Annotated in this window: 20 protein-coding genes; 3 read left to right on the plus strand and 17 right to left on the minus strand. The window is 62.1% G+C overall.

The window, feature by feature from the left end; genetic code table 11:
• Positions 1–2: 2 nt before the first annotated feature.
• On the plus strand, positions 3–1,031 hold the full coding sequence (locus WH87_RS00230) for a hypothetical protein (RefSeq protein ID WP_046137808.1): 1,029 nt from the start codon (positions 3–5) through the stop codon (positions 1,029–1,031).
• 23 nt (positions 1,032–1,054) lie between these two features.
• Here WH87_RS00230 and WH87_RS00235 read toward each other — a convergent pair whose 3' ends face one another.
• From WH87_RS00235 to WH87_RS18660, 4 genes are all read right to left on the minus strand, one after another.
• Positions 1,055–2,143 (minus strand): hypothetical protein, encoded by a 1,089-nt coding sequence (locus WH87_RS00235; RefSeq protein ID WP_046137807.1) that lies wholly within the window; start codon positions 2,141–2,143, stop codon positions 1,055–1,057.
• Between the two features lie 132 nt (positions 2,144–2,275).
• Positions 2,276–3,253, minus strand: coding sequence for an iron-siderophore ABC transporter substrate-binding protein (locus WH87_RS00240; protein ID WP_082092411.1), 978 nt, complete (start codon positions 3,251–3,253; stop codon positions 2,276–2,278).
• Between the two features lie 17 nt (positions 3,254–3,270).
• Positions 3,271–5,031, minus strand: a complete 1,761-nt coding sequence (locus WH87_RS00245; protein WP_046137806.1) for a siderophore-interacting protein — start codon at positions 5,029–5,031, stop codon at positions 3,271–3,273.
• Between the two features lie 8 nt (positions 5,032–5,039).
• Positions 5,040–5,993, minus strand: coding sequence for an ABC transporter substrate-binding protein (locus WH87_RS18660; RefSeq protein ID WP_082092412.1), 954 nt, complete (start codon positions 5,991–5,993; stop codon positions 5,040–5,042).
• 352 nt (positions 5,994–6,345) lie between these two features.
• Here WH87_RS18660 and rsgA point away from each other — a divergent pair, with 352 nt between their 5' ends.
• Complete coding sequence (gene rsgA / locus WH87_RS00255; RefSeq protein ID WP_046137863.1) at positions 6,346–7,353, plus strand: ribosome small subunit-dependent GTPase A; 1,008 nt, start codon at positions 6,346–6,348, stop codon at positions 7,351–7,353.
• Here the strand turns inward: rsgA and WH87_RS18665 are convergent.
• The 13 genes from WH87_RS18665 to phnG form a co-directional block, all read right to left on the minus strand.
• A complete protein-coding gene (locus tag WH87_RS18665) occupies positions 7,350–9,587 on the minus strand; it encodes a methyl-accepting chemotaxis protein (RefSeq protein ID WP_052726230.1) in 2,238 nt (745 codons plus the stop codon). The genes rsgA and WH87_RS18665 overlap by 4 nt on opposite strands.
• A gap of 203 nt (positions 9,588–9,790) precedes the next feature.
• Entirely contained in the window at positions 9,791–11,122 is a 1,332-nt protein-coding gene (gene phnE, locus WH87_RS00265; RefSeq protein WP_046137805.1) for a phosphonate ABC transporter, permease protein PhnE, read from the minus strand.
• Positions 11,122–12,096, minus strand: a complete 975-nt coding sequence (gene phnE, locus WH87_RS00270) for a phosphonate ABC transporter, permease protein PhnE (protein WP_046137804.1) — start codon at positions 12,094–12,096, stop codon at positions 11,122–11,124. The genes phnE (WH87_RS00265) and phnE (WH87_RS00270) overlap by 1 nt, the downstream gene beginning before the upstream one ends.
• 333 nt (positions 12,097–12,429) lie before the next feature.
• Positions 12,430–13,338: a phosphonate ABC transporter substrate-binding protein gene (gene phnD / locus WH87_RS00275; protein ID WP_046137803.1), complete on the minus strand. Its 909-nt coding sequence runs from the start codon at positions 13,336–13,338 to the stop codon at positions 12,430–12,432.
• A 61-nt stretch (positions 13,339–13,399) separates the two neighbouring features.
• Entirely contained in the window at positions 13,400–14,218 is an 819-nt protein-coding gene (gene phnC, locus WH87_RS00280) for a phosphonate ABC transporter ATP-binding protein (protein WP_046137802.1), read from the minus strand.
• Positions 14,219–14,477: 259 nt separating this feature from the next.
• Positions 14,478–15,092 carry a DapH/DapD/GlmU-related protein gene (locus tag WH87_RS00285; RefSeq protein WP_046137801.1) on the minus strand — a complete coding sequence of 205 codons (615 nt, stop codon included), beginning with the start codon at positions 15,090–15,092 and terminating at the stop codon, positions 14,478–14,480.
• A complete protein-coding gene (gene phnL, locus WH87_RS00290; protein ID WP_046137861.1) occupies positions 15,089–15,793 on the minus strand; it encodes a phosphonate C-P lyase system protein PhnL in 705 nt (234 codons plus the stop codon). The genes WH87_RS00285 and phnL overlap by 4 nt, the downstream gene beginning before the upstream one ends.
• Positions 15,793–16,566 (minus strand): phosphonate C-P lyase system protein PhnK, encoded by a 774-nt coding sequence (phnK, locus tag WH87_RS00295; RefSeq protein WP_046137800.1) that lies wholly within the window; start codon positions 16,564–16,566, stop codon positions 15,793–15,795. The genes phnL and phnK overlap by 1 nt, the downstream gene beginning before the upstream one ends.
• The gene (locus tag WH87_RS19460; RefSeq protein ID WP_156167848.1) at positions 16,559–16,696 is read right to left on the minus strand and encodes a hypothetical protein; all 138 of its coding nucleotides are present in this window, start codon (positions 16,694–16,696) and stop codon (positions 16,559–16,561) included. Before WH87_RS19460 ends, phnK begins: the two co-directional genes overlap by 8 nt.
• A 128-nt stretch (positions 16,697–16,824) precedes the next feature.
• Positions 16,825–17,703, minus strand: coding sequence for an alpha-D-ribose 1-methylphosphonate 5-phosphate C-P-lyase PhnJ (locus tag WH87_RS00305; RefSeq protein ID WP_046137799.1), 879 nt, complete (start codon positions 17,701–17,703; stop codon positions 16,825–16,827).
• A 277-nt stretch (positions 17,704–17,980) separates the two neighbouring features.
• Positions 17,981–19,078, minus strand: a complete 1,098-nt coding sequence (locus tag WH87_RS00310) for a carbon-phosphorus lyase complex subunit PhnI (RefSeq protein WP_046137798.1) — start codon at positions 19,076–19,078, stop codon at positions 17,981–17,983.
• Position 19,079: 1 nt separating this feature from the next.
• The gene (phnH, locus tag WH87_RS00315) at positions 19,080–19,676 is read right to left on the minus strand and encodes a phosphonate C-P lyase system protein PhnH (RefSeq protein ID WP_046137797.1); all 597 of its coding nucleotides are present in this window, start codon (positions 19,674–19,676) and stop codon (positions 19,080–19,082) included.
• A 2-nt stretch (positions 19,677–19,678) separates the two neighbouring features.
• Positions 19,679–20,134 carry a phosphonate C-P lyase system protein PhnG gene (gene phnG, locus WH87_RS00320; protein WP_046137796.1) on the minus strand — a complete coding sequence of 152 codons (456 nt, stop codon included), beginning with the start codon at positions 20,132–20,134 and terminating at the stop codon, positions 19,679–19,681.
• 76 nt (positions 20,135–20,210) lie between these two features.
• Between phnG and phnF the strand changes: the two genes are divergently transcribed.
• On the plus strand, positions 20,211–20,936 hold the full coding sequence (phnF, locus tag WH87_RS00325) for a phosphonate metabolism transcriptional regulator PhnF (RefSeq protein WP_046137795.1): 726 nt from the start codon (positions 20,211–20,213) through the stop codon (positions 20,934–20,936).
• Positions 20,937–21,066: the final 130 nt, after the last annotated feature.

Here is a 21,066-nt window from a genome sequence, read left to right on the forward strand (position 1 = left end):
CCATGTTCATCGCCGCAAAACCGCAATATGACGACGATCCGCTGTTCCCGATCCGCATTGCCCTGATGCCGATCATCGGCTTCGTGCTGGGCATGGCGCTGCGCTCGCCGATGGCGATGATCTATCCGACGCTGATGTTTTCGCTGCTGGCCGGCAACAGAAAGGCCTTCGATCCGCGCAAGGTCTTTGCCGCACCCATTGTGTTCAGCGCGACGCTCTGGATTGTCTCAGGCATCGTCGTGGCGCTGCAAGGCGTGCCACTGGTGCTGATGGTGGTGATGTTTCTGATCTATTTCGGCGCGTTCTTCATGATTCAGAAGACCGGCAATCCGTTCGGCATGCTCATCGCCGTGGCCGGGGTGCTCACCTCGGTCATGGGGCTTGGCTCCTACCAGGCGATGGATTTTCTGCGCACCGAGATGTCGAAGGCCGCGATCCTGTCCGCGGTGGTGATTCCCCTGCTCTATGCGCTGTTGCCGCCCAAAACGAGCGAGCTCAATGTCGATGCCTATGTGCCATCCGACCCGGATGGTCGCGCCACGCGCGCGCTGATCCGTGCTGGCGTGCTCTTCGTCTTCTCGCTCTATCTTTATACGATCCTCGACTTCTCCAACATGTTCCTGGCCGTCGCGGCCATGTTCGTCATGGTGTTTTCGACCCGGGAGACGATGTGGGCGGAAGTCGGTCGGCGCCAGTTTTCAGTGCTGCTCGGCGGCGGGCTGGCCATGTGCATCCTGACCATGCTGACCATCTCCGGTCATCTGATCGTGCTGCTGTGCCTGATCTTCCTGGCCACGCTCTGGCTGGGCCACATGATGATGAATGGCAAGCTGGTCGCCCCGGCCTATCAGGACGCGGCCTCGGTCATGATCTCGCTGACGGGGAGCGCGCTTGCAACGTCGGAGCCGAGCTTCGCCTTCATTCAGCGCGCGGGCCTGACCATCATCGGCACGATTGTGGCGGGGCTAGCCGTTTCGGTGCTCGACCATATTCTCGTCAAGCGGCCCAGTCGGGAATTGCCCGCGCTCTGATCGAGCGCGGGCGGACGTCGAGATTATTTCCAGCTCACATAGTCCGGGGCGGTGCAGCCGAATGGCGCGCGGTCGTCACCGAAGCGCTGCTGCAGCTGATCGCAGCCCCATTCGTTCATCCCGGCAGGCAGGAGGTTGTTGATCTCCATGCCGATGGAGTCGAACTGGCTGCCCGCGCTCGTGACATACCAGACCCAGTAACCGAGCACGCCGATCACCACCAAGGCGATGATCGCGACAAACGCGAGCAGCCCGCGCAGTGGACGGATCTGCTTTTTTGGGGCCTCGGCGATAACTTCGCCCGCAAAGGGCGCGCCAATCGTTTCCAGCATGGCGCGACGCTCTTCGGTCGCCATGTCCAGCCGCTCCAGCCCCGCGTCGAGCAGGATCGGCAGAGCTGCATGTTCATGCTTGACGGCAACGCCAACCGGGGCGCCGTCGGCATTGCTGACGACCAGTGGCTCCTCATCGCGCGAGAGGTGCGTATGGTTCACGCGCCGGGATTTCGGGCCCTTGAGCGTATCGGCATAGCCCAGCATCAGCTTGCCAAAACGCGTCTTGTTATGGCTGACGAGCTCAACCGGCACCAGCGTCAGCGCGCCGGGACGACGGGCGCCGCCATTGCTGAGGTTGATCTGAATACCCTTGAACAGCAACAGGACAGCACCGCCGCCGACCAGCAGGAAGAACACGCCGAACACCGCCATGCGGTTCCACAGCATTTCGAGGCCCAGGCTCAGCGTGGCCAGCTCTGGCTTGTCGCCGGAGACCACCACATCCACCAGATAGTCGCCCGAATGGAAGTCGACAAAAGCGAATGACACGTTGCTGTCGTAACCCTCGCCCTCATAATTGTAGACCAGATGGACCTCGCAATCGGTCAGTCCGCGGCGGGTCTTGCACTCGCCGTCGATGGTGGTGGCGTCTTCGATGATCACGGGGTTCTGGCTGATTTCGTAGTCGCGCCAGATGCCGGGCGCCTGCCAGACGAATAGCCAGGTCGCCAGCGCCGCGAGGATCACGGACATGGCGATGTTCCACCATCCCTGCGCCAACGTGTCCTGGGTCACGGCCAGCGGACGCGATGGCAGCCTAATATCTTGAAATGTCATGCTTAGCTCGACGAACGAAAGAGAAATTACTTCTAAGAATTTTGCCCATCTAGCAGCGGATCGTGGATTTGGAAATGTGGGGAGAGCAACACTCCCTCCCCAGAAAGCCCCTACTATCAGTAATTTGGCGGTTTATTCGCCAGTGGTGGCCTTTTGCAACAATGGCAGCATGACGTCGAGCGCCCATGCTGTGCTGAGCGGCGACGGATAGCCCACCGCCGATGCCACATTGGCCGGAACCACGGCATAATGACCGGCCTTCACAGCCTGCAACCGCACGAAAAGCGGATCGGCTTCAAGCTCAGCCTGGCTGATCGCTGCATCGCCTTCGAACGGGAACGCAAACAGCAACACATCGGCATCAAACAGGTCCATCCGCTCGTGGCTGACCGCCGAGCTCTCTGCCGAGAACTGCGACGCCGTTTCGGGCAACACGAAGCCAAGCAGATTGAAGAAAGTGGTCGAGGTGTCGCCCGCCACCGACATGTAGGTCAGCTGATCAGGGTGCACGACGCCGTAGGTGATGGTCTTGCCGGCAAAGGCGGGGTTGGCGGCGGAAGCAGTCGCAAACTTGCTTTCGATCTCGGCGATCACCGCTTCGCCCTTGGCTTCCAGTCCCAATGCCTTGGCGGCGGTGCGGGTCTTGTCCTGCCAGGTCGGCGCGTCCTCGTTCGCCCCTTCATAGGCTACGACCGGGGCAATCGCGGACAGGCGATCATAGTCGGTATCGAGCGACCACGCGCCCGTCGCCAGGATCAGATCGGGGTCCACCGCCAAAATGGTCTCGAAAGGCACGCCCGACATCAGCGAGAAGAACTCGACAGGTTCGCCCTGCCAATTGGCAATGTAACTTTCATGATAGGGCGAGGTTGTCGCGCCATCGTAACCGGCATTGGCCGAAGCGATCGGCTCAAGCCCCAGCGCAAGCGCGATATCAAAATCGATATCGCTGAGAGCGACGATCCGCTTGGGCATCGCCGGAATTTCCGTCGTGCCGAAGGCATGCTCGAGGGTACGGGGAAATTCCTGCGCAAAAGCCAGGCCCGGCAGGGCCATACCGGCGAGCAGGCTCGCCACCACGGCGCGGCGGTGCATTGTAAACTGTGCCATTTTCAGTCCTTGTCGATTTAGATTTTGGCGAACTCGAACAGCCCATAGCCATCCGGAAGGGCGACGCGGCGCACGAGCGCAAGGCCCGCCTGTCCCGCCAGCGGCAGGATCGCGTCATGCGGGCGCAGCTGCCCGAAGGAGAGCTGCAGAGTCAGCAACCACTGCGGATCGCCTGGAACCTCAGGCTCAAGTACAAAGAGCCTGCTGTCGGCACCCATCGCCACCTGAACCGCAGAGAGTTCTGCAATGACATCTTCGTCCGACAACCGCCCCAGAACGCCGCCGAGCAAATATGCGTCGGCGCCCACGGGGAGCGGCGTTTCCTTGCCCTGCCCCAGAACTGTTACGCGCTCGGTCTTGCCGGCTTCGGCGAATGCTTCGCGCGCCAGATCGCTAACGTTTGGCAGATCGACAAGCGTGCCCACCACATCCTTGTACCGCTCCAGCACTTCATTGAGGAAGGCCCCCTCCCCACCGCGCACGTCCACAACATGTGCACCCGGCCCGAACGACATCTGTTTGGCTGCGTCTTCGGCGGCATCCTCAAGCATATGGCCGTGCTCATCCGCGAACGTCGCCGCCAGCGCATCGGAGACGGCGTCGTCGCCGTAGCTGCGGCCATGCGCGCGGGCATAGCCATCCCCGCCTGCCAACGCCTCGATCAAACCGAACCAGGCGAGATCGACACGTCCCGGCGCCGCGTTGACGTCGAGATGCTCGCGGGTATGGTCGTCCTCGCGCAAGATCAGTCCCAGAGGACCGAGCTCGATTGCCTCTGGCCGCCCGGCTAGAACGGCCTTGTCGATCAGAATGGGCACCAGCGGCGCAAGATAGGTCATGTCGCAACCACTGGCCTCGGCCAGCGCCGGTACCGTAGTCGCACCCGCTGACACATGCTCGGCGAGTCTATAGGTCGCCGCCGCCCGCAATGCGAACGGCCCGGCCAGATCGGCCAACGCATCGAGCCGCGCATAGGCCCGCATTTCCATGGCTTCATCGACACCATGGTGCCAATAGGCGGCCAGATCGACCTGCGACTTCGCAAACCCACGCTCTTCCACCAGATGAGCACGCAACAGTCTGATCGCCTCACGCTCGCCAGCGCCCCATACGAAACCCAGCCCCTCCGGCAAAGTCTCTGCGGCAACAAGATTACGCAGCGTTTCGGGCCGTGCGGGGTCGTGATGATGCCAGCTCACTTCGGCGCGCGTCTGTGTGGGCAGCTCGATACGCGCCGCCGCCTCTTCATAAAGGATGATCGCCCGCACCTGCACGCCGTCCGGCAGCATCTCCAGCCAGTTGCCAATGGCCGGCAGGGCAGTCTCGTCGCCAACCACCAGATACCAGTCGGCATGGGGCAGGATCATCGAGGCCTTGGGGCCAGCAAAGAACAGCGTGTCGCCCACCTTGGCGGAGGCTGCCCAGGTGCCCGCTACGCCATGCCCATGCAACACGAACTCGAAGTCGCAAGTCCCTGCCGCCGGGTCAAAGCTGCGGGGAGTGTATTCCCGCGATGTCGGGCGCGGATCGCTGGGCCAGTTGAGGTGACCATCAGCCTGCGTCGGCAGGGTCAGAACGCCGGTTTCCGGATGGGGAAAGAACATTTTGACATGATCATCCGGACCTTCGCTGGCGAAAGGCGGAATATCGTATCCATTGGCGTGAAATGCCGCCATTTGCTGACCACCAAAGGTAATCCGGCGCAGGCGGGGCGACACGTCCCGAATGGCAACCACTTCAAGCTCGCGCAGTGAAATGGGAAAACGCTTGCTGACCATGATCCGGCTCAGTTCGCGGCTTGGTCGAGCTGGGTCAGCGCGGCCACATAATTATCAAGCGTAGCGTTGGCATCGCCGAAACTGGCAATAGTCAGCTTGCCAAGCGGGAATTCCGTGCCACCCGCAACGGCTTTCAGAGCGGTGTAGTTGGGGAGCTCGCGCGTCTGCTGCGTGTCCCCGATGGGCGAAAGATCGAGATTGGTCGCGTAGAGCACGAGCCCCGCATCCCCCAAAACCGTGCCGATGTCCTCATTGCTGATCTCGACCTCTTCACCATCATCGCTGGCCATAGCCTCGATCCCGGGCGCATAGAGCGCCCCGGCGGGCACCAGAATATTGCCGGTCATGGTGTTGGACGGATAGACGCTGACATAGCCAAACTCCCAAACCGCCCAGACGGCGAGCGGATTGGCTTTGGCGATGGCGCCGTATTGCTCGGCGATATTCGCCTGGCGCTTGGCGAACTCAGCCTCCAGCCCCTCGTAGATCTCGACCTTATCGACGGCGTCGGCGATCTGGCGCACACGGTTCTGCCACTGCGCGCGATCGGCGCCGCCAATGCCGACCAGCACGACGGGTGCAATCTGGCGCAGCCGCTCGATGCGGGCTTCGTCGGCCGTGTTGATCTCAAAGATCAGGTCCGGGGCAAGTTCCACGATCTGCTCGTAGTTCAGCTCACCGCCACCGACATCGATGGTCGGAATGTCGGCAATCTGGCTCCACACCTCAGGCAGCACATTGGTTGACGCCACCGTGCCGCGCCCGACCGGCACCACGCCCAGATCCAGCAATGGCTGCGTCGCGATATTGTGGGTGGTGATGATGCGCTCTGGGTTAGCGGGGATTTCCACGTCACCGAAGCTGGTTGAGAGCACCCGCGTCTCGGCCATGGCAGGCAGCGCCACAGAGGCCAGACAGATCATGGTGAAGGCAGCGAACATTCGGCGACAGATGACGGGCATGGTGGCTCCAGGATGTGTACGAGTTCAGGAAAGTGTGGCTCGTCCGGAGACGGATCGACCGCCCCACGGTCGCGAAATCTGGCCGGTCCCCGCCACCGGGCAGGCCAATCCTTGTGTCCAACCCGTGTTGCACTTTTAATATGATAGTTCAAGTCATAATAATTATGGCGCAACCACCACGAATTGCGCCGTGCAAGGGGCCAGAGATGCGCAATTGGCTTGCATTCCGGCGCTTCCGCGACCAGAAGCGTTGCACCATCCCCCAACCCGCGCAGCTGAAACGGCAGGACATGGCAATCGATAAACTGGTGCGGGGCTCCGAGGCCCCTTGGACAGCGTCCGACCTGAGCGTCTGCCGTTGAGCGCGGTCGCAGCAGACCGTTTGATCGACCTCGGCTGGTCAGCTTTTTTCAGTGATCAGGTCGCCGCCGATGAGGCGGACCTCGTCCCCGTCCGCATCACCTCAGTGCATCGCGCGCGCCTCAGTGGCATGACCGCTGCGGGCCCGGTTGAACTCACCCTGCCCCCGCATACCGTCACCGGCGACTACGCCGTGGGCGACTGGGTTCTCGCTGACCCCGAGATGTGGCTGTTGCGCCGCCTGCTCGACCGCAAAACGGTGCTGGCGCGCCGGGTTGGTGATGGCAGCATCCAGCTTTCTGGCTCCAATATCGACACCCTGTTCATCGTCACCTCCTGCAATGCCGACTTCAACATTGCCCGGCTCGAACGCTATCTGGCTTTTGCCAATCAGGCGGGCACGCAGCCAGTCGTGGTGCTGACCAAAGCGGACACCGCCGAAGATGCAAACACCTTCCGCGATGCCGCCCTCAAGCTGCAGCGCGACTTGACCGTCCTCATCACAGACCCACGCCAGCACGATGCAGCGGAGGTTTTGCGGCCATGGTGCGGCTCCGGCCAAACCGTGTCTCTGGTGGGTTCTTCGGGCGTCGGCAAGTCAACGCTGGTCAATACGCTGTCTGGCCCCGGCCTCGCACCGCAGCTGACCGGCGGCATCCGCGAGCAGGACGCCAAAGGGCGGCACACCACCACAGCCCGCTCGCTCCATCCCATCGCCAATGGCGGCTGGGTCATGGATACGCCCGGCATCCGCACACTGCACATCAGCGAGATGGCCGAGGGCCTCGACGAGGTGTTCAGCGAGATTTCCGGTCTCACCTGCAAGTTCCGCGACTGCACGCACGAACACGAGCCGGGCTGCGCCGTGCGCGCGGCGATTGCCGATGGCTCGCTCGATCCAGAGCGACTGGCGCGCTGGCGCAAACTGCAGGAAGAAAATGCGGCGGCCAGCCAGTCCCGGGAGAATGGCTCCGGCCGCCCCGGCAGACGCGGGCGCTAGGCCGCGCGGCCGCCCATCAGTTTGCGCAATTCGCCAACCGGCGTCGCCCGCTGCACGTTGAACACCTTGACCACGTCATCGAGCTCGGCCGCCTGACGTTCGGTCTGCTCGATGGCCGCATTGAGTTCCTCGACCAGCGCGGCATTTCGCTGGGTCATTTCATCGAGCGCACTGATGGAGCGGCCAGCCAACTGGATTTCATCGGCCTGCAAACTGCTCGCGGTAGCAATCTGGGTCAGCAACGCGCTATTCTCGCTCACAGCAGCATGAACATTGCCCAGACTTTCCGTGGCAGCGGCGACGAGGCGGCTGCCGTTTTTCACTTCTCGCGCGCTGGCCTCGATCAGGGCCTTCACATCGCCCGAGGCGCTGGCGGCCGATTGCGCCAGGCGACGCACTTCCACCGCCACCACCGCAAAGCCCCTACCCGCCTCGCCAGCCCGCGCCGCCTCCACTGAGGCATTGAGCGCCAGCAGGTTGGTCTGGAAGGCGATGTCGTCGATCATCCGGATAATGCTGGAAATCTGCGACGAGGCATCGGTGATGGCCTGCATGGCGGCATTGGCCTCAACCATCACCGAGCGACCGGCAGACGCGGTCTGGGCCACGGCGCTGGCATTGATATTGGCATCATGGGCCTTGGCGGCGTTCTCTTCGACGCTGCGCGCCACCTGCTGCATGGCGGTTGCGGTTTCATCCACCGCCAGCGCCTGCCGCGTGGTGCGTTCAGCCAGATCATTGGCGCCGGAGAGGATTTCCTCGGTCGCGCTCTTGAGCGAGTGAGAGGTCCCCCGCAGGTCCTGCATGATTTCGGACAGACGGCTGGCGACGCCATTGGTGCTCTGCTTGAGGTCGGCAAAGGCTCCCTCATAGTCGCCATTGACCCGATGGGTCAGATCGGCTGCGGCCAGCGCCGCCAGCACGGATGAGGTCTCGGCCAGACCGCGTTCCATGGTTTCGATCAGCCGGTTGATGCTCCCCGCGACCTGCACGAGATCGTCCATGACGAACTCGCCCGTCAGACGCACGCTGAAATCGCCATTGGCCGCGCTTTCGGCAAGGTGGGCCAGCGCAATCTGAAACCGATCCAGCTCGGCCTGACGGGTGCGTTCGGCGGCCACTTCGATGGCCTTGGCTTCCTGCTCGGCCTGCAAGGCAATGCCGTTGGCACCGAACACTTCCAGCGCCCGCGCAATGCGTCCCAGCTCATTGCTCGCCCCCGCCTGCGGCAGCGCGACCGAGAAATCACCAGCAGCCAGCTGATCGGTTGCCGTTGCCAGCATGCGGATGGTGCGCGACAGCCAGCCGGCCACGGCAATTGCCAGTGCCAACCCGATGGCCAGCGAGACCACGCCCGTCACCAGAACCCAGGCCTGTACGGCCCGTGCATTTGCCGTAGCGCTCGCTTCACTGGCCATCTGCGCCAGCTGATTGCTGTCCAGCTCGGCGCCAAAGGCCTCGACCATGGCCTGTTCCAGCGCGACAATGTCCTGCCCGATCGACACGCGCTCCTGCAGCTTGCCAAACACGCCGCGCGCGCTGACCTCATAGGCGTCCAGCGCCAAAAGAACGGAGTCCACGCCCGCCAGGTCATCTGGACGATAGAATGTGCCGCGCAAGTCGCCCAGCGCCGTGCGCGTAGCATCCGCCATGCCCACGGCGCTCGTCAGGGCTGTCTCAACCGGATTGTCCACCAGTTGGGCTACCATCAGCCGCAATTGCAGCAGGTTCTGCATAGCCAAGCCCGCAAGCGCGGCCGCCTTGGCATTGAGATTAGCCGATTGCGATGCGTGATCGATCATGGCGCTGAGCGTTGCCGTCGCCGCCAGCCCCGCACCATCGAGCCCGGCCAGTTGCAGCGCCACTTCATGATCAAGGGCAATGATCGCTTCGGCGCGCTGACGATAGGAACTGATCATGCCATCCATCCCCGTCCCCACATCGGCAGCAGCAGCCGTGCCTTCGAGATTGGACAGGCCCTGCACCAGGGCCGCGACGGCACTGTCCTGCGGGTGCGCCGAATAGGTGCTGAGGGCCAGTCGTGCGCTGGTCAGCGCCGATGTCAGGCTGCGCACGCGCATCGCGTCCTGGGTTGAGGCCCTGAAGCCATCGAGCGTGCCAGACAGGGTTTGCACCCCCGACACAGCCAGCCCCGTCACCAGCACGAGCAGCACGATGATGACGGCGAAAGACGCATAAATGCGGCCGGCGATCGACAGGCGCGCAAAAGTCATGGCTTACCCCCCAGGTAAAGTCAGCACGCGGATAGGTTGGCTTCGTAAAGACTGGGTCAATGCGATCGTCACACGACCGTCACAAACCGCCCAGAGCCCAGTAAGGCCGGGCTTCGGCGAGAAAATGAATTTTTGATGTCGGCGGCCTGCGTGTGCCTTGGCAGCAAAAAAGCGGGGCAGGAACGAACCTGCCCCGTTTTGTTTCAGTGCGTTGGCCCAATCAGGCGGGAGCGGATTGCGTTCGAGATATTGTCGAACAGGAACACCACCATCAGGATCAGCAGCACCATATAGGCCACCTTGTCCCAGTCCGAATTGGTGCCCATGGCCTCGAGCAGCTTGAGGCCGATGCCGCCTGCGCCCACCGCGCCAATGATGGTGGCCGAGCGTGTATTGCTCTCCCAAAAGTAGAGCGACTGCGACACGAAAACCGGTAGAACTTGCGGCACGACACCAAAGCGATTGACCGCTGCCGGGCTTGCACCGACCGATTTCATGCCTTCGCGCTGCTTGTCGTCCACGTTCTCCAGCGCTTCAGCATAGACCTTGCCCAGCGCGCCGGTGTCGGTGAAGAAAATCGCCGCAATGCCGGGGATTGGGCCGGGGCCGAAGCCGCGGGTGAAGAACAGTGCCCAGATCAGCATGTCGATGGAGCGCAGGAAGTCGAAGGCGCGCTTCATCAGCCAGTTGGCGGGTTTGTTCGCGGTGATGTTGCGCGCCGCGATGAAGGCGAACGGGAATGCCACCAAGGTCGCAAACAGTGTACCGACAAACGCCATCACGAGGGTCTGCATCAGCTTGGTCAGGATATCGCCATGCTGCCAGACGCGGTTGCCGAGCCATTCGTCCAGCACCAGCTGAGCGTTGGACTTGGCCGGGTTGATGCGGTCGCCGCTAAAAACCAGCCCAACCGTGCTGAACAGGTCATTGCCCCAAAGCGGCGAGCGTGGATCGTAGAGGAAATTGGCCCAGCCGAGGAAACGGCGCTGCACAGTCACCTGATTGCCGCGAATTTCCGCCTGCCCGGCAAAGCCGAAGTCGACCAAGACCTTCTGACGATCCTGACGGATGGCCGAAGGCGCATCCGCCGGCGCCACTGCGCCATCGGCCGTAATGGCAACCGGATAAGCCACGCCATCGAGATAGACATCCACCTGTCGGGTCGACACGTCGAGACGATCATCGCTGTCGAAGGTCGCCGTCATCGTGCCGTCGGCATGGGACGTCAGCCAGTCGATCTCTGCGCCCTTGGCGTATTGGCCACGGCTCGACCATTCGGCTGTCACCTTACCGTCGGCAAAGCGCAGGCGCGGTTGGGCGCGCCAGGAGTACCAATCCTGCACATAGATCGCTGCGCGATCCCATTTGCCGTTCTGCAGCGCCGGTCCGACATTGAAGAAGAACCAGCAGAAGATAACGTAGAGCAGCGTCACGCCCAGCCCGACCAGCAGGCCCCAGCGGCGCATGAAGTTCAGTTTGAAGACTTCAGGATACTTCTTCTCGAGGCGGGTTTTCTCGGCAAGGCTGATGCTCATCACGCGGCTCCCCCGCCCATTTGGAACGATTGGTTGCCGACAAGTCGACGGCGCAGCCAGCCGGAGAACTGGTCGATGGCCACGATCGTCACCAGCAACAGGATGACGATGGCGTAGGTCTTGGCAGCATGGTCACGGCCAATCGACAGGCGGAACACTTCGCCGATACCGCCACCGCCAACAGCACCGATGATGGTGGAGGCGCGCACATTGATCTCGGTGCGCAGCAGCGTGTAGCTGACGAAGTTCGGCATCACCTGAGGCACGATGGCGTAGCGCACGCGCTCCAACCAGTTGGCTCCCACCGACCGCAGCCCCTCTTCGGGCTTCATGTCGGCATTCTCGACCACTTCAAAGAACAGCTTGCCGAGAGCGCCAATGGTGTGGAGCGAAATGGCGGCAATGGCTGCAATGGGTCCGATGGACAAAACGGCGGTCAACAGACCCGCCACGACGATTTCGGGGAAGGCGCGCATCACTTCCATGGCGCGGCGCATGAACCAGCGCACGGCACCGGCGCCCACCAGATTGGTCGCCGCAAAGAAGCACAGCAGGAACGCCAGGCCACCGCCGATAATGGTCGAGACGATGGCGATGTTGACCGTTACGGCCAGCTGATAGATGAAATTGGGGATGTAGAGGCTGTCGGTGATGTAGTGCCGATCAGATGTGTAGTCGAATTTCAGCGAGCCATCATAATAGGGCGACTCGATATCGAACATGGCGCGGAAGATCTCGAGCGGATCACGCGGCACGAAGTTCTTGAGGAAATCGAACATATACGGGATGCGCTCGAAGAACTTTCCCGAGTTCGCCGCATTGGCATAATTCATCGCCGCAAGAAGCGCGATCAGCACCAGCGCCACGCTGATCAGCGAATAGACCCGCCGTGTCATCACCTGACTGCGATAGTGCCGCAGCAGAGTCTGGTTGGCTGGGGAGAGACTATTGGGCGAATGGGCAATATCAGCCATGGGCAAGGGCTTTCCATACGCTCGGTGTCACCCCGGCCTTGAGCCGGGGCCCATCCTGAGGTGCTTGAGCGAGTAAGTTGCAAACTCATCCGTTCCTTCGTCATTGCCCGGCTTGTCCGGGCAATCCATTCTTCACCAGCGGCGGTGACATGGATTACCCGGACAAGCCGGGTAATGACGGTGGCAGGCTACGAATGCGCCAAATCCAAACAGTTCTTCCAAGCAGCAAAGTCAGGGAGGGGGGCGGTTGGCCCGAACATCGGGGCTCTCGCCCCCTCCCAACCTCCCCCGTCAAGGGGGAGGTGCCGCTCTGTGATTGTGGACGGATCCGGCTTAGCCGCCGATGATCGACTTACGAGCGTCGATGATGGTCTGGTACAGGGCCTGACCGGCTGGAACGAAATCGACATAGCCGCCAGCGGTGAAGCTGTCGAAGCACTCGAAATCAGCCTTTGGCAGGCCGACGAAGAACTCGGTGACCTTGGCCTTGAGTTCTGGCGAGAGCTTGTTGGAAACCATCAGCGGGCCGTTCGGGATGATTGGCGACTGCCAGACTTCAACCAGATCGTCCATGTCGAGCAGGCCCTTGTCGACCATGATGCGCAGGTTGCCGGAGGTGTAGCCTTCCGAGAATTCACCCTGGCCCGAACCGAACGTGGTGCCGACGTCCCAGGTGCCGTCGAGGACGCCCAGAACGAGGTTTTCGTGGCCACCGCCGAAACCGGTTTCGCTGTAGAATTCAGCGATTGGCGCGCCGATATCGGTTGGCAGCGCCACGTTTGGAACGAGGTAGCCCGAGGTGGAGTCAGGATCGGCAAAGCCGAGCTTCTTGCCCTTGGTCGAAGCCAGATCGGTGATGCCCGAGTCAGCGCGTGCAACCATGATGGTGTGGTAGCCGGTCGAGCCGTCAGCCTGCTTGGTGGTCAGCACTGGATCAACTGCATTGGGGTCGGCAATGTAAATCTTGGCATAGGACGATGCGCCCATGATGGCGATGTCGATGGTGCCGCCGAGCAGACCCTGGATGATGCCGTTATAGTCTGGCGATGGGAAGAACTGGACTTCGGACACGCCTGTTGCGGCCTTCAGAGGCTCGGCAACGCATTCGGAACGACGGATCTGGTCGGCTTCGTTTTCACCGCCATCAAGGCCGATACGCAGGACATTGGCGTCCTGAGCAAAAGCAGCGGTCGACATAGTCAGGGCCACAGAGGCCAGCAGGATTTTACGGATCGCGGACATGGATATCTTCCTTTGGTGACGCGGTGTGTCGGCATACCGGCTGCCCGGCAGCGGAACTTCGTTACGGCGCAGCGGTTGCGCTTGAGGTCTTGATGGCGAGCGGCGCGATGGAGGTTGATGTCATCGCTTCCGAGAAGGCTTCCTTGAGCCCGTCGGCGCCATAAATCGTGCGGGCCACATCGGTGGTCAGCTCGTCGGGGGTACCGTCAAACACCACCTTGCCCGCCGCCATGCCCACGATGCGCTCACAGTAAGCGCGCGCGGTATCGAGCGTGTGCAGATTGGTGATGACGGTAATGCCTTCGGCGTTGATGTCGCGCAGGCTGTCCATGACGATCTGCGCATTGCGCGGGTCAAGGCTGGCGATCGGCTCATCGGCGAGGATAACTTTGGGCCCCTGCATCAGGGCGCGGGCGATGGCAACGCGCTGCTGCTGACCACCCGAAAGGGTCTGCGCCCACTGCATCGCGGTTGCCGCGATATCGAGGCGCTCCAGCGCCTTGAGGGCTTCGAGTTGCTCGGCGGGCGAAAACACCTGAAGCAGATTGAGAACTGGGTTGCGACCATTGAGGCGACCCAGCATCACATTCGTCAGAACATCGAGGCGCGGCACGAGATTGAATTGCTGGAAGATCATGGCGCAATCGCGCTGCCAGCTGCGCAGGTTCTTGCCGCGCAATTCCGACGTCTTGACGCCGTTATATTCGATATGGCCGGATGAGACGTCGGCCAGGCGGTTGATCATGCGCAGCAGGGTGGATTTTCCGGCGCCCGAGCGACCGATAATACCGACCATCTGGCCCTGCGGAATTTCAAGGTTCACGTCGCTGACGGCAGTCTTGTCACCGAAGCGTCGCGAAACATGAGAAATCTTGAGCATCAAGCCGCCCTCGCCGTTGAACTGCGGCAGACCTAGGGCGGGGACATAACGTCAGCATGTAAGTTTGGTGACGGTTGCATGACTATGCACCGCGCGAGTGTGGTCGGATGTCGCGGCACACACCGAACAGATCCCCTCTCCCCTGAGGGGAGAGGGCTAGGGTGAGGGGTTCAGACGTGGGAGCTTATCCAGATCAGCCGCACCACTGAACCCCTCACCCGCCGCTATGCGGCGACCTCTCCCCTCAGGGGAGAGGTGGTCAGCCCTCATACTTCTCCAAAAACGCCTCAATCCCGAGCGCCTTGAAATCCGGCAGCGCCTTGTGCAGCCGCTGGTGATCCCAGTCCCACCACGCCATAGCATCGAGCCTTGACGCCACATCATCGCTGAACCGCTGCTTGATCGTCCGCGCCGGCACACCGACGGCGATGGCAAAATCCGCCACATCCTTGGTCACCACCGCATTGGAGCCGATGATCGCCCCATTGCCGATTTTCACCCCCGGCATCACCACCGCGCCATGCCCGATCCAGGTGTCATGCCCAATGGTGATGCCCTGCGATGCACGCCAGTCGAAGAACTCTTCGTCATCCTCTTCGCCCTCGAAATACCAGGCCGAGCGATAGGTGAAATGATGCAGCGACGCCCGCTCCATCGGATGCATCGAGGCGTAGATCCGCACATGGCTGGCGATATTGGCGAACTTGCCGATCTCAGCATAGGCGATCTGGGTGTTCTCGACGCAATAAGAGTAGTCACCCATGCTTGAGCGGGCCACATGGCTGCCCGCCCCCACTTCGGTATAGCGCCCCAGCACCGAGTCAGAGACCTGCGCTGTCGGGTGGATATAGGGCGTATCGCTCAGTCTGGTCATGCTGCCACCTTGGGTGCAAATGCGGTGACGTCGACGATGCGGTCGGCCACCTGATTGCGCACATCCTCATCATGGAAAATACCCAGCAGCGCCACGCCCGCCGCCTTCTTCTCGGCGATCATCGCCACCACAACCGCCCGATTGGTCGCGTCGAGCGATGCCGTCGGCTCGTCCAGCAACAACACCGGATGATGGGTGATGAACCCGCGCGCGATGTTCACGCGCTGCTGCTCACCGCCCGAAAACGTCGCTGGCGGCAGGCTCCACAGCCGCTCCGGCAGATTGAGCCGCGCCAGCAGATCGCGTGCGATCCCCTGCGCCTCAGTCTTGTCGACACCCCGGATTACCAGCGGCTCAGCCACCACATCGAGCGCCGACACGCGTGGCACCGTGCGCAGGAACTGGCTGACATAGCCAATGCTGTCCCGCCGCAGTGTCAGCACCGTGCGCGGATCAGCCGTGGCGAGGTCGACAATCGCGCCATGATGCAACAGCTCGATGGCCCCGGCATCAACGCCGTAATTGCCGTAGACCATCTTGAGGATCGAGCTCTTGCCCGCCCCCGATGGTCCACCCAGCACAACGCATTCGCCCGGCGCGACGTCGAAATTGACATTGTCCACCACCGGCAGGATCACCCCATCGCGCAGATGCATGGTGAAGGTCTTGGAGAGATTTTTGACGGAAAGAGCGGTCATAATCACACCTGCAAAATCGAGCTGACCAGCAGCTGCGTATAGGGTTCGCGCGGATCGTCGAGCACGCGGTCGGTGAGGCCTGCCTCGATGACGCGGCCGTCCTTCATCACCATCATGCGGTGGCTGAGCAGACGGGCCACGGCGAGATCGTGCGTCACGACGATGGCCGCCAGCCCCAACTCACCCACCAGCCCGCGCAACAGATCGAGCAGACGCGCCTGCACCGACACGTCGAGACCGCCGGTTGGCTCATCCATGAACACCAGCCGTGGGCCAGTCACGAGATTGCGCGCAATCTGCAGGCGCTGGCGCATGCCGCCCGAGAACGAGCGCGGCTGATCGTCGACGCGGTCCGCCGCAATCTCCACCCGACCGAGCCAGTCGAGCGCAGTTTCGCGAATATGGCCGTAATTTCGATCGCCCACCGCCATCAGTCGCTCGCCGACATTGGCGCCGGCCGACACCGTCATGCGCAGCCCGTCCGCCGGGTTCTGGTGCACAAAGCCCCAGTCCGTCCGCACGAGAAAGCGTCGTTCGGCTTCGCTCAGCTCATAGATATTGCGCCATTGTTCGTCGCGCATGCGGTAGAGCGTCCGGCCCGAGCTGGGTTCCAGCGTGGCTGACAGGGAGTTCAGCAACGTCGTCTTGCCCGAACCGGATTCCCCCACAATGGCCAGCACTTCGCCGGGCCAAAGCTCGAAATTCACATCCGCACAGCCAAGTCGGCTGCCGTAATATTTGGTCAGGTTCTCAACGCGGAGAAGGGGTTCAGTCATTGGTGATCTCCTGGGCCTTGAGAGACCTCATGGTGAGCTTGTCGAACCACGAGGTCGGGAACGCCGATCCTGCCACGCCCTCGTCCTTCGACGGGCTCAGGATGAGGTCTACTGAGAAGCGAGCGGTCATTCCGCCGCCTCCAAACCCAGTCACACCGTCCCGGCAATCCATGCGATCTCCCGGCCTCCCATGGACCACCGGGACCGGCCCGGTGGTGACGAAAGAGCGGCGCGTATTGTGTGTTTGAAAACGGCTCATCATTCCGCCGCCTCCTGAGGTGTACCCAACACCCCAACATGCCCGGCTTCACGCCGTTCTTCGCAATTGTCGGTGTCCGAGCAGACATACATATGCCCGCCCCGGTCATCCAAAATGACCTCGTCGAGATAGACCTGTTCGGCGCCACAGAGCGCGCAGGGCTCCTCGAAGTGCTGGATCTCGAAGGGATGATCCTCGAAATCCAGGCTCACCACTTCGGTATGCGGAGGCACGGCATAGATGCGGTGCTCACGCCCTGCTCCGAACAGTTGCAGCGCTTCGCTCATATGCATTTTGGGATTGTCGAACTTTGGCGTCGGGCTAGGGTCCATCACATAACGACCCTCGACCTTGACCGGATAGGCATAGGTCGTGGCGATGCGGCCATGGCGCGCAATGTCCTCATAGAGCTTGACGTGCATCAGCCCATATTCCTCGAGCGCATGCATTTTGCGCGTCTCGGTTTCGCGCGGCTCGAGGAAACGCAGCGGCTCGGGGATCGGCACCTGATAGACAAGGATCTGCCCCCGCCCCAGCGGCTTTTCCGGAATGCGGTGGCGGGTCTGGATGATCGTCGCGTCCGCCGTGTGCGTGGTGGTTTCCACCTGCGCGACCTTGGCGAAGAACGCCCGGATGCTGACCGCATTGGTCGTGTCGTCAGCGCCCTGATCGATCACTTTGAGCACGTCCTGCGGCCCGATAATCGACGCCGTCACCTGCACCCCGCCCGTGCCCCAGCCGTAAGGCATCGGCATTTCGCGGGACGAAAACGGCACCTGATATCCGGGGATGGCGATGGCCTTGAGAATAGCCCGCCGGATCATCCGCTTGGTCTGCTCATCAAGATAGGCAAAGTTATATTGGGCGACGGCGTTCATTCTGCGCACTCCTTGCTTTCTTCACCTCTCCCTTTGGGGGAGAGGTCGACCGTCTTCGGGCGGGTGAGGGGGCCTTTTCTGGATGCGGTGCGAGGGGAAGGCCCCCTCACCCGGCCTGCAGCCGGCCTCTCCCCCAAAGGGAGAGGTGGAGTGGTGTTCCCCAAAGACCTCATGGTGAGCCTGTCGAACCACGAGGTCGGGTGAGTGGAGGGTGGCGTGCCACGCCCTCGTCCTTCGACGAGCTCAGGATGAGGTCTACTGTGAGAAAAACTTGCCCTCACTCCGCCGCCTCCTTCACTGCCACCGCTTCATGTTCCGCCCGCATGCGCCGGATCAGGTCCAGCTCGGCCTGGAAGTCCACATAGTGCGGCAGCTTGAGGTGCTCGACGAAGCCCGTCGCCTGCACGTTGTCGGAGTGGGAAATGACGAATTCCTCGTCCTGCGCCGGGGCGGTGATGTCTTCACCGAACTCCTTGGCGCGCAGCGCCCGATCGACCAGTGACATGGCCATTGCCTTGCGCTCGGCCTGACCGAACACCAATCCGTAGCCGCGGGTAAACTGCGGTGGCACCTTGGCCGATCCCTTGAACTGGTTGACCATCTGGCATTCGGTGACGCGAATGCGGCCCAGGTTCACGGCAAAGCCCAGCTCGGGCACGTCGAACTCCACCGCGACTTCACCGATACGAATTTCGCCAACGAAGGGGTGGCTGCGGCCATAGCCGCGCTGGGTCGAATAGCCCAGCGCCAACAGGAACCCTTCATCGCCACGCGCCAGCGCCTGCAGGCGTAGGTCGCGGTCGAGCGGGAAGTCCAGCGGCTCACGCGTCAAATCTCCGACTTCGCGGTCTTCCGTTGGATCGGCCGTGCCGAAATCAGGCTCGATCAGCCCTTCATGCGCCAGCAGATCGGTGACGCGTGGAGAACGGCTTGGCTCTTCACTCCGCGTGATCGGCTCGGGCACGTCGCCCGACACAATCGAGGGATCGAGCAGGCGGTGCGTATAGTCGAAGGTTGGCCCCAGCATCTGCCCGCCGGGCAGGTCCTTGAACGTCGCCGAAATGCGACGCTCGATCAGCATTTCGCCCGTTTCAACCGGGTGCGAATAGCCAAAGCGCGGCAGCGTCGTGCGATAGGCGCGGACGAGAAAGATCGCCTCGATCAAGTCGCCCCGCGCCTGCACCAGCGCCAGCGCGGCCAGTTCCTTGTCATAGAGCGAGCCTTCGCCCATGGCGCGATCAACCGCCAGGCCGAGCTGCTCGACGATCTGGTCGATGCGCAGCGCCGGCACCGAGCGATCGCCACGGCGACGATCGGCGAGCAAGGCATGGGCATTGGCAATGGCGGCTTCACCGCCCTTTACAGCTACATACATCTCAGTGTCCTTCCGCAATCCGCGTCGTGCGCGGCAGGCCGAGCACTGCGCCATCGGCAACCAGCAGCAGATCGATCCCACGCGGGAACAGCTCGCGATTGTCGGCCCATTGCCCGATGAAATCCTCGGGCAGACCCAGAGGGCTAATATGGCCGTGATCCCTGATCCCCGGACCACGCGTGATCAGCTCATCACCGCCGCTCAACGCGGGCACGGCCAGCACGATGGTGGTGGAACGATCGGGATATTCCTGCGTGCCCAGATTGAACTGGCCCAGCTCAGGCAGTTCGGCAGCACTGGTCGCAAAAGCCAACATGGCCCGTGCGGGTTCACGCACAATCGGCGCGCCGGTGTGGAAGGCCACAAAGGCTTCGACATCACTATGGCGCAGAGAGTCCGACAGCCAAATCGGGCTGTCCTGATCGCACAACGTTAACAGTGTGCTAACCAACTCGGCGGTCAGGGCACCATGTGCTAACGCCGATTTGGTGAAATTCTGGACGGTTCCGGGATTGGCCAGAGCGTCCATGATGGTGCGGAAACCCGCCTGCGATTGCAGCACGGGGTCGGCAAAACCGCCTTCAAGACCGATATCCATGTTCAGTTGTCTCCCCGGACCATGGTGAAGAAGTCGACCTTGGTGGCCGCTGCCTCGTCGCGCAGTTTCTGGTCTGCCTTGACCGCAAGTGTCCGCAATGGTTGGATAATTTCGGCTTCGACCGATGCCGCATCGCGCTGCCACAAGGCATCGATCACGGCGATGATCTCGGCCTTGCCCAGATCGCGGCCCAGGCAATACCCGTGCCCCACTTCCCCGGTTACAATGCGCACGCTGGCGCGGCTGACACTGGCTTCACCCAGATTGAACGCCGCCCCGCCGCCACCGGCGCGACCGCGCACCATGACCAGCCCCACTTCGGGGCCACGCACCTTGGTATGCTCGGGCTTGTCGGCCCAGGCGTCCCACAGAGCGGCCAGCGCCAGCGTGGGCGCAGCGGCCAGAGCGTCGAGCGCCGCCTTTCTGGCCGAATTATCGATGGACGATGCTGTTTGCATGCTTGCCTCAATTTGTCTAATACACTAGACAACTACTGTCCTGAATCCGGTCCTACGCTCCCTGTGTGAAAATGCAATGACAGTCGCAAAAGATGATCTGGGTGGCGTCGCGCTCTGGCGCCGGATTGCTGATGCCATCCGCCTCGACATTGTCGGCGGCAAGCTCGCCACGGGTGATCGCCTGCCCACCGAAGCCGTTCTGGCAGAACGCTTTTCTGCCAATCGCCACACCGTGCGCCGCGCTCTCGCCGTGTTGTCGGATGAAGGCGTGGTGGGCGCCGAACAAGGTCGCGGCACCTTTGTGCGCAGCGCCAAACGGCTGAGTTACCCCATTGGCAAACGCACGAGATTCACCGAGGGCCTCGCCGGGCAAGCCAATACAATTTCAAGCCGAACGCTTAGCAGCCGACTCGAAAACGCCAGCGCGGTTGTCGCCAAGGCGCTGGGCCTCAAGACGGGTTCCAAGGTGATCCGCAACGACAGCGTCTCACTGGCCGACGGCGTGCCGCTGTCGCGAGCGACCACCTGGTTGCCCTATCGCCGCTTCCCCGATTTTGTTGATCGCATCGCGCAATTGCACCGCATGACGGCGGTGTTCGCCAGCTATGGCATCGCCGACTACGCCCGCGCCTCAACCCGCATTTCCGCCCGCCACGCCGATGTGGAAGAGACCAAACTGCTGGGCCTGTCGCCGGGAGCAATCCTTTTGGTGTCGGAGTCGGTCGACGTCGATAGCGCAGGCGAACCAATATCTTACGCGCTGAGCCGCTTTCCGGCTGAGCGGATGGAGCTGGTGGTTTAAAGAGGATACCCCCACCTAGCCTCCCCCTGATAGGGGGAGGAATCTGGCTGGTGAGTTTGACGAGATCTCCCCCAAAACTGAGTCTGTCCCTCCCCCTATCAGGGGGAGGCTAGGAGGGGGTACTCCGATC

It is taken from the genome of Devosia epidermidihirudinis, from assembly GCF_000971295.1.
Classification (GTDB): domain Bacteria; phylum Pseudomonadota; class Alphaproteobacteria; order Rhizobiales; family Devosiaceae; genus Devosia; species Devosia epidermidihirudinis.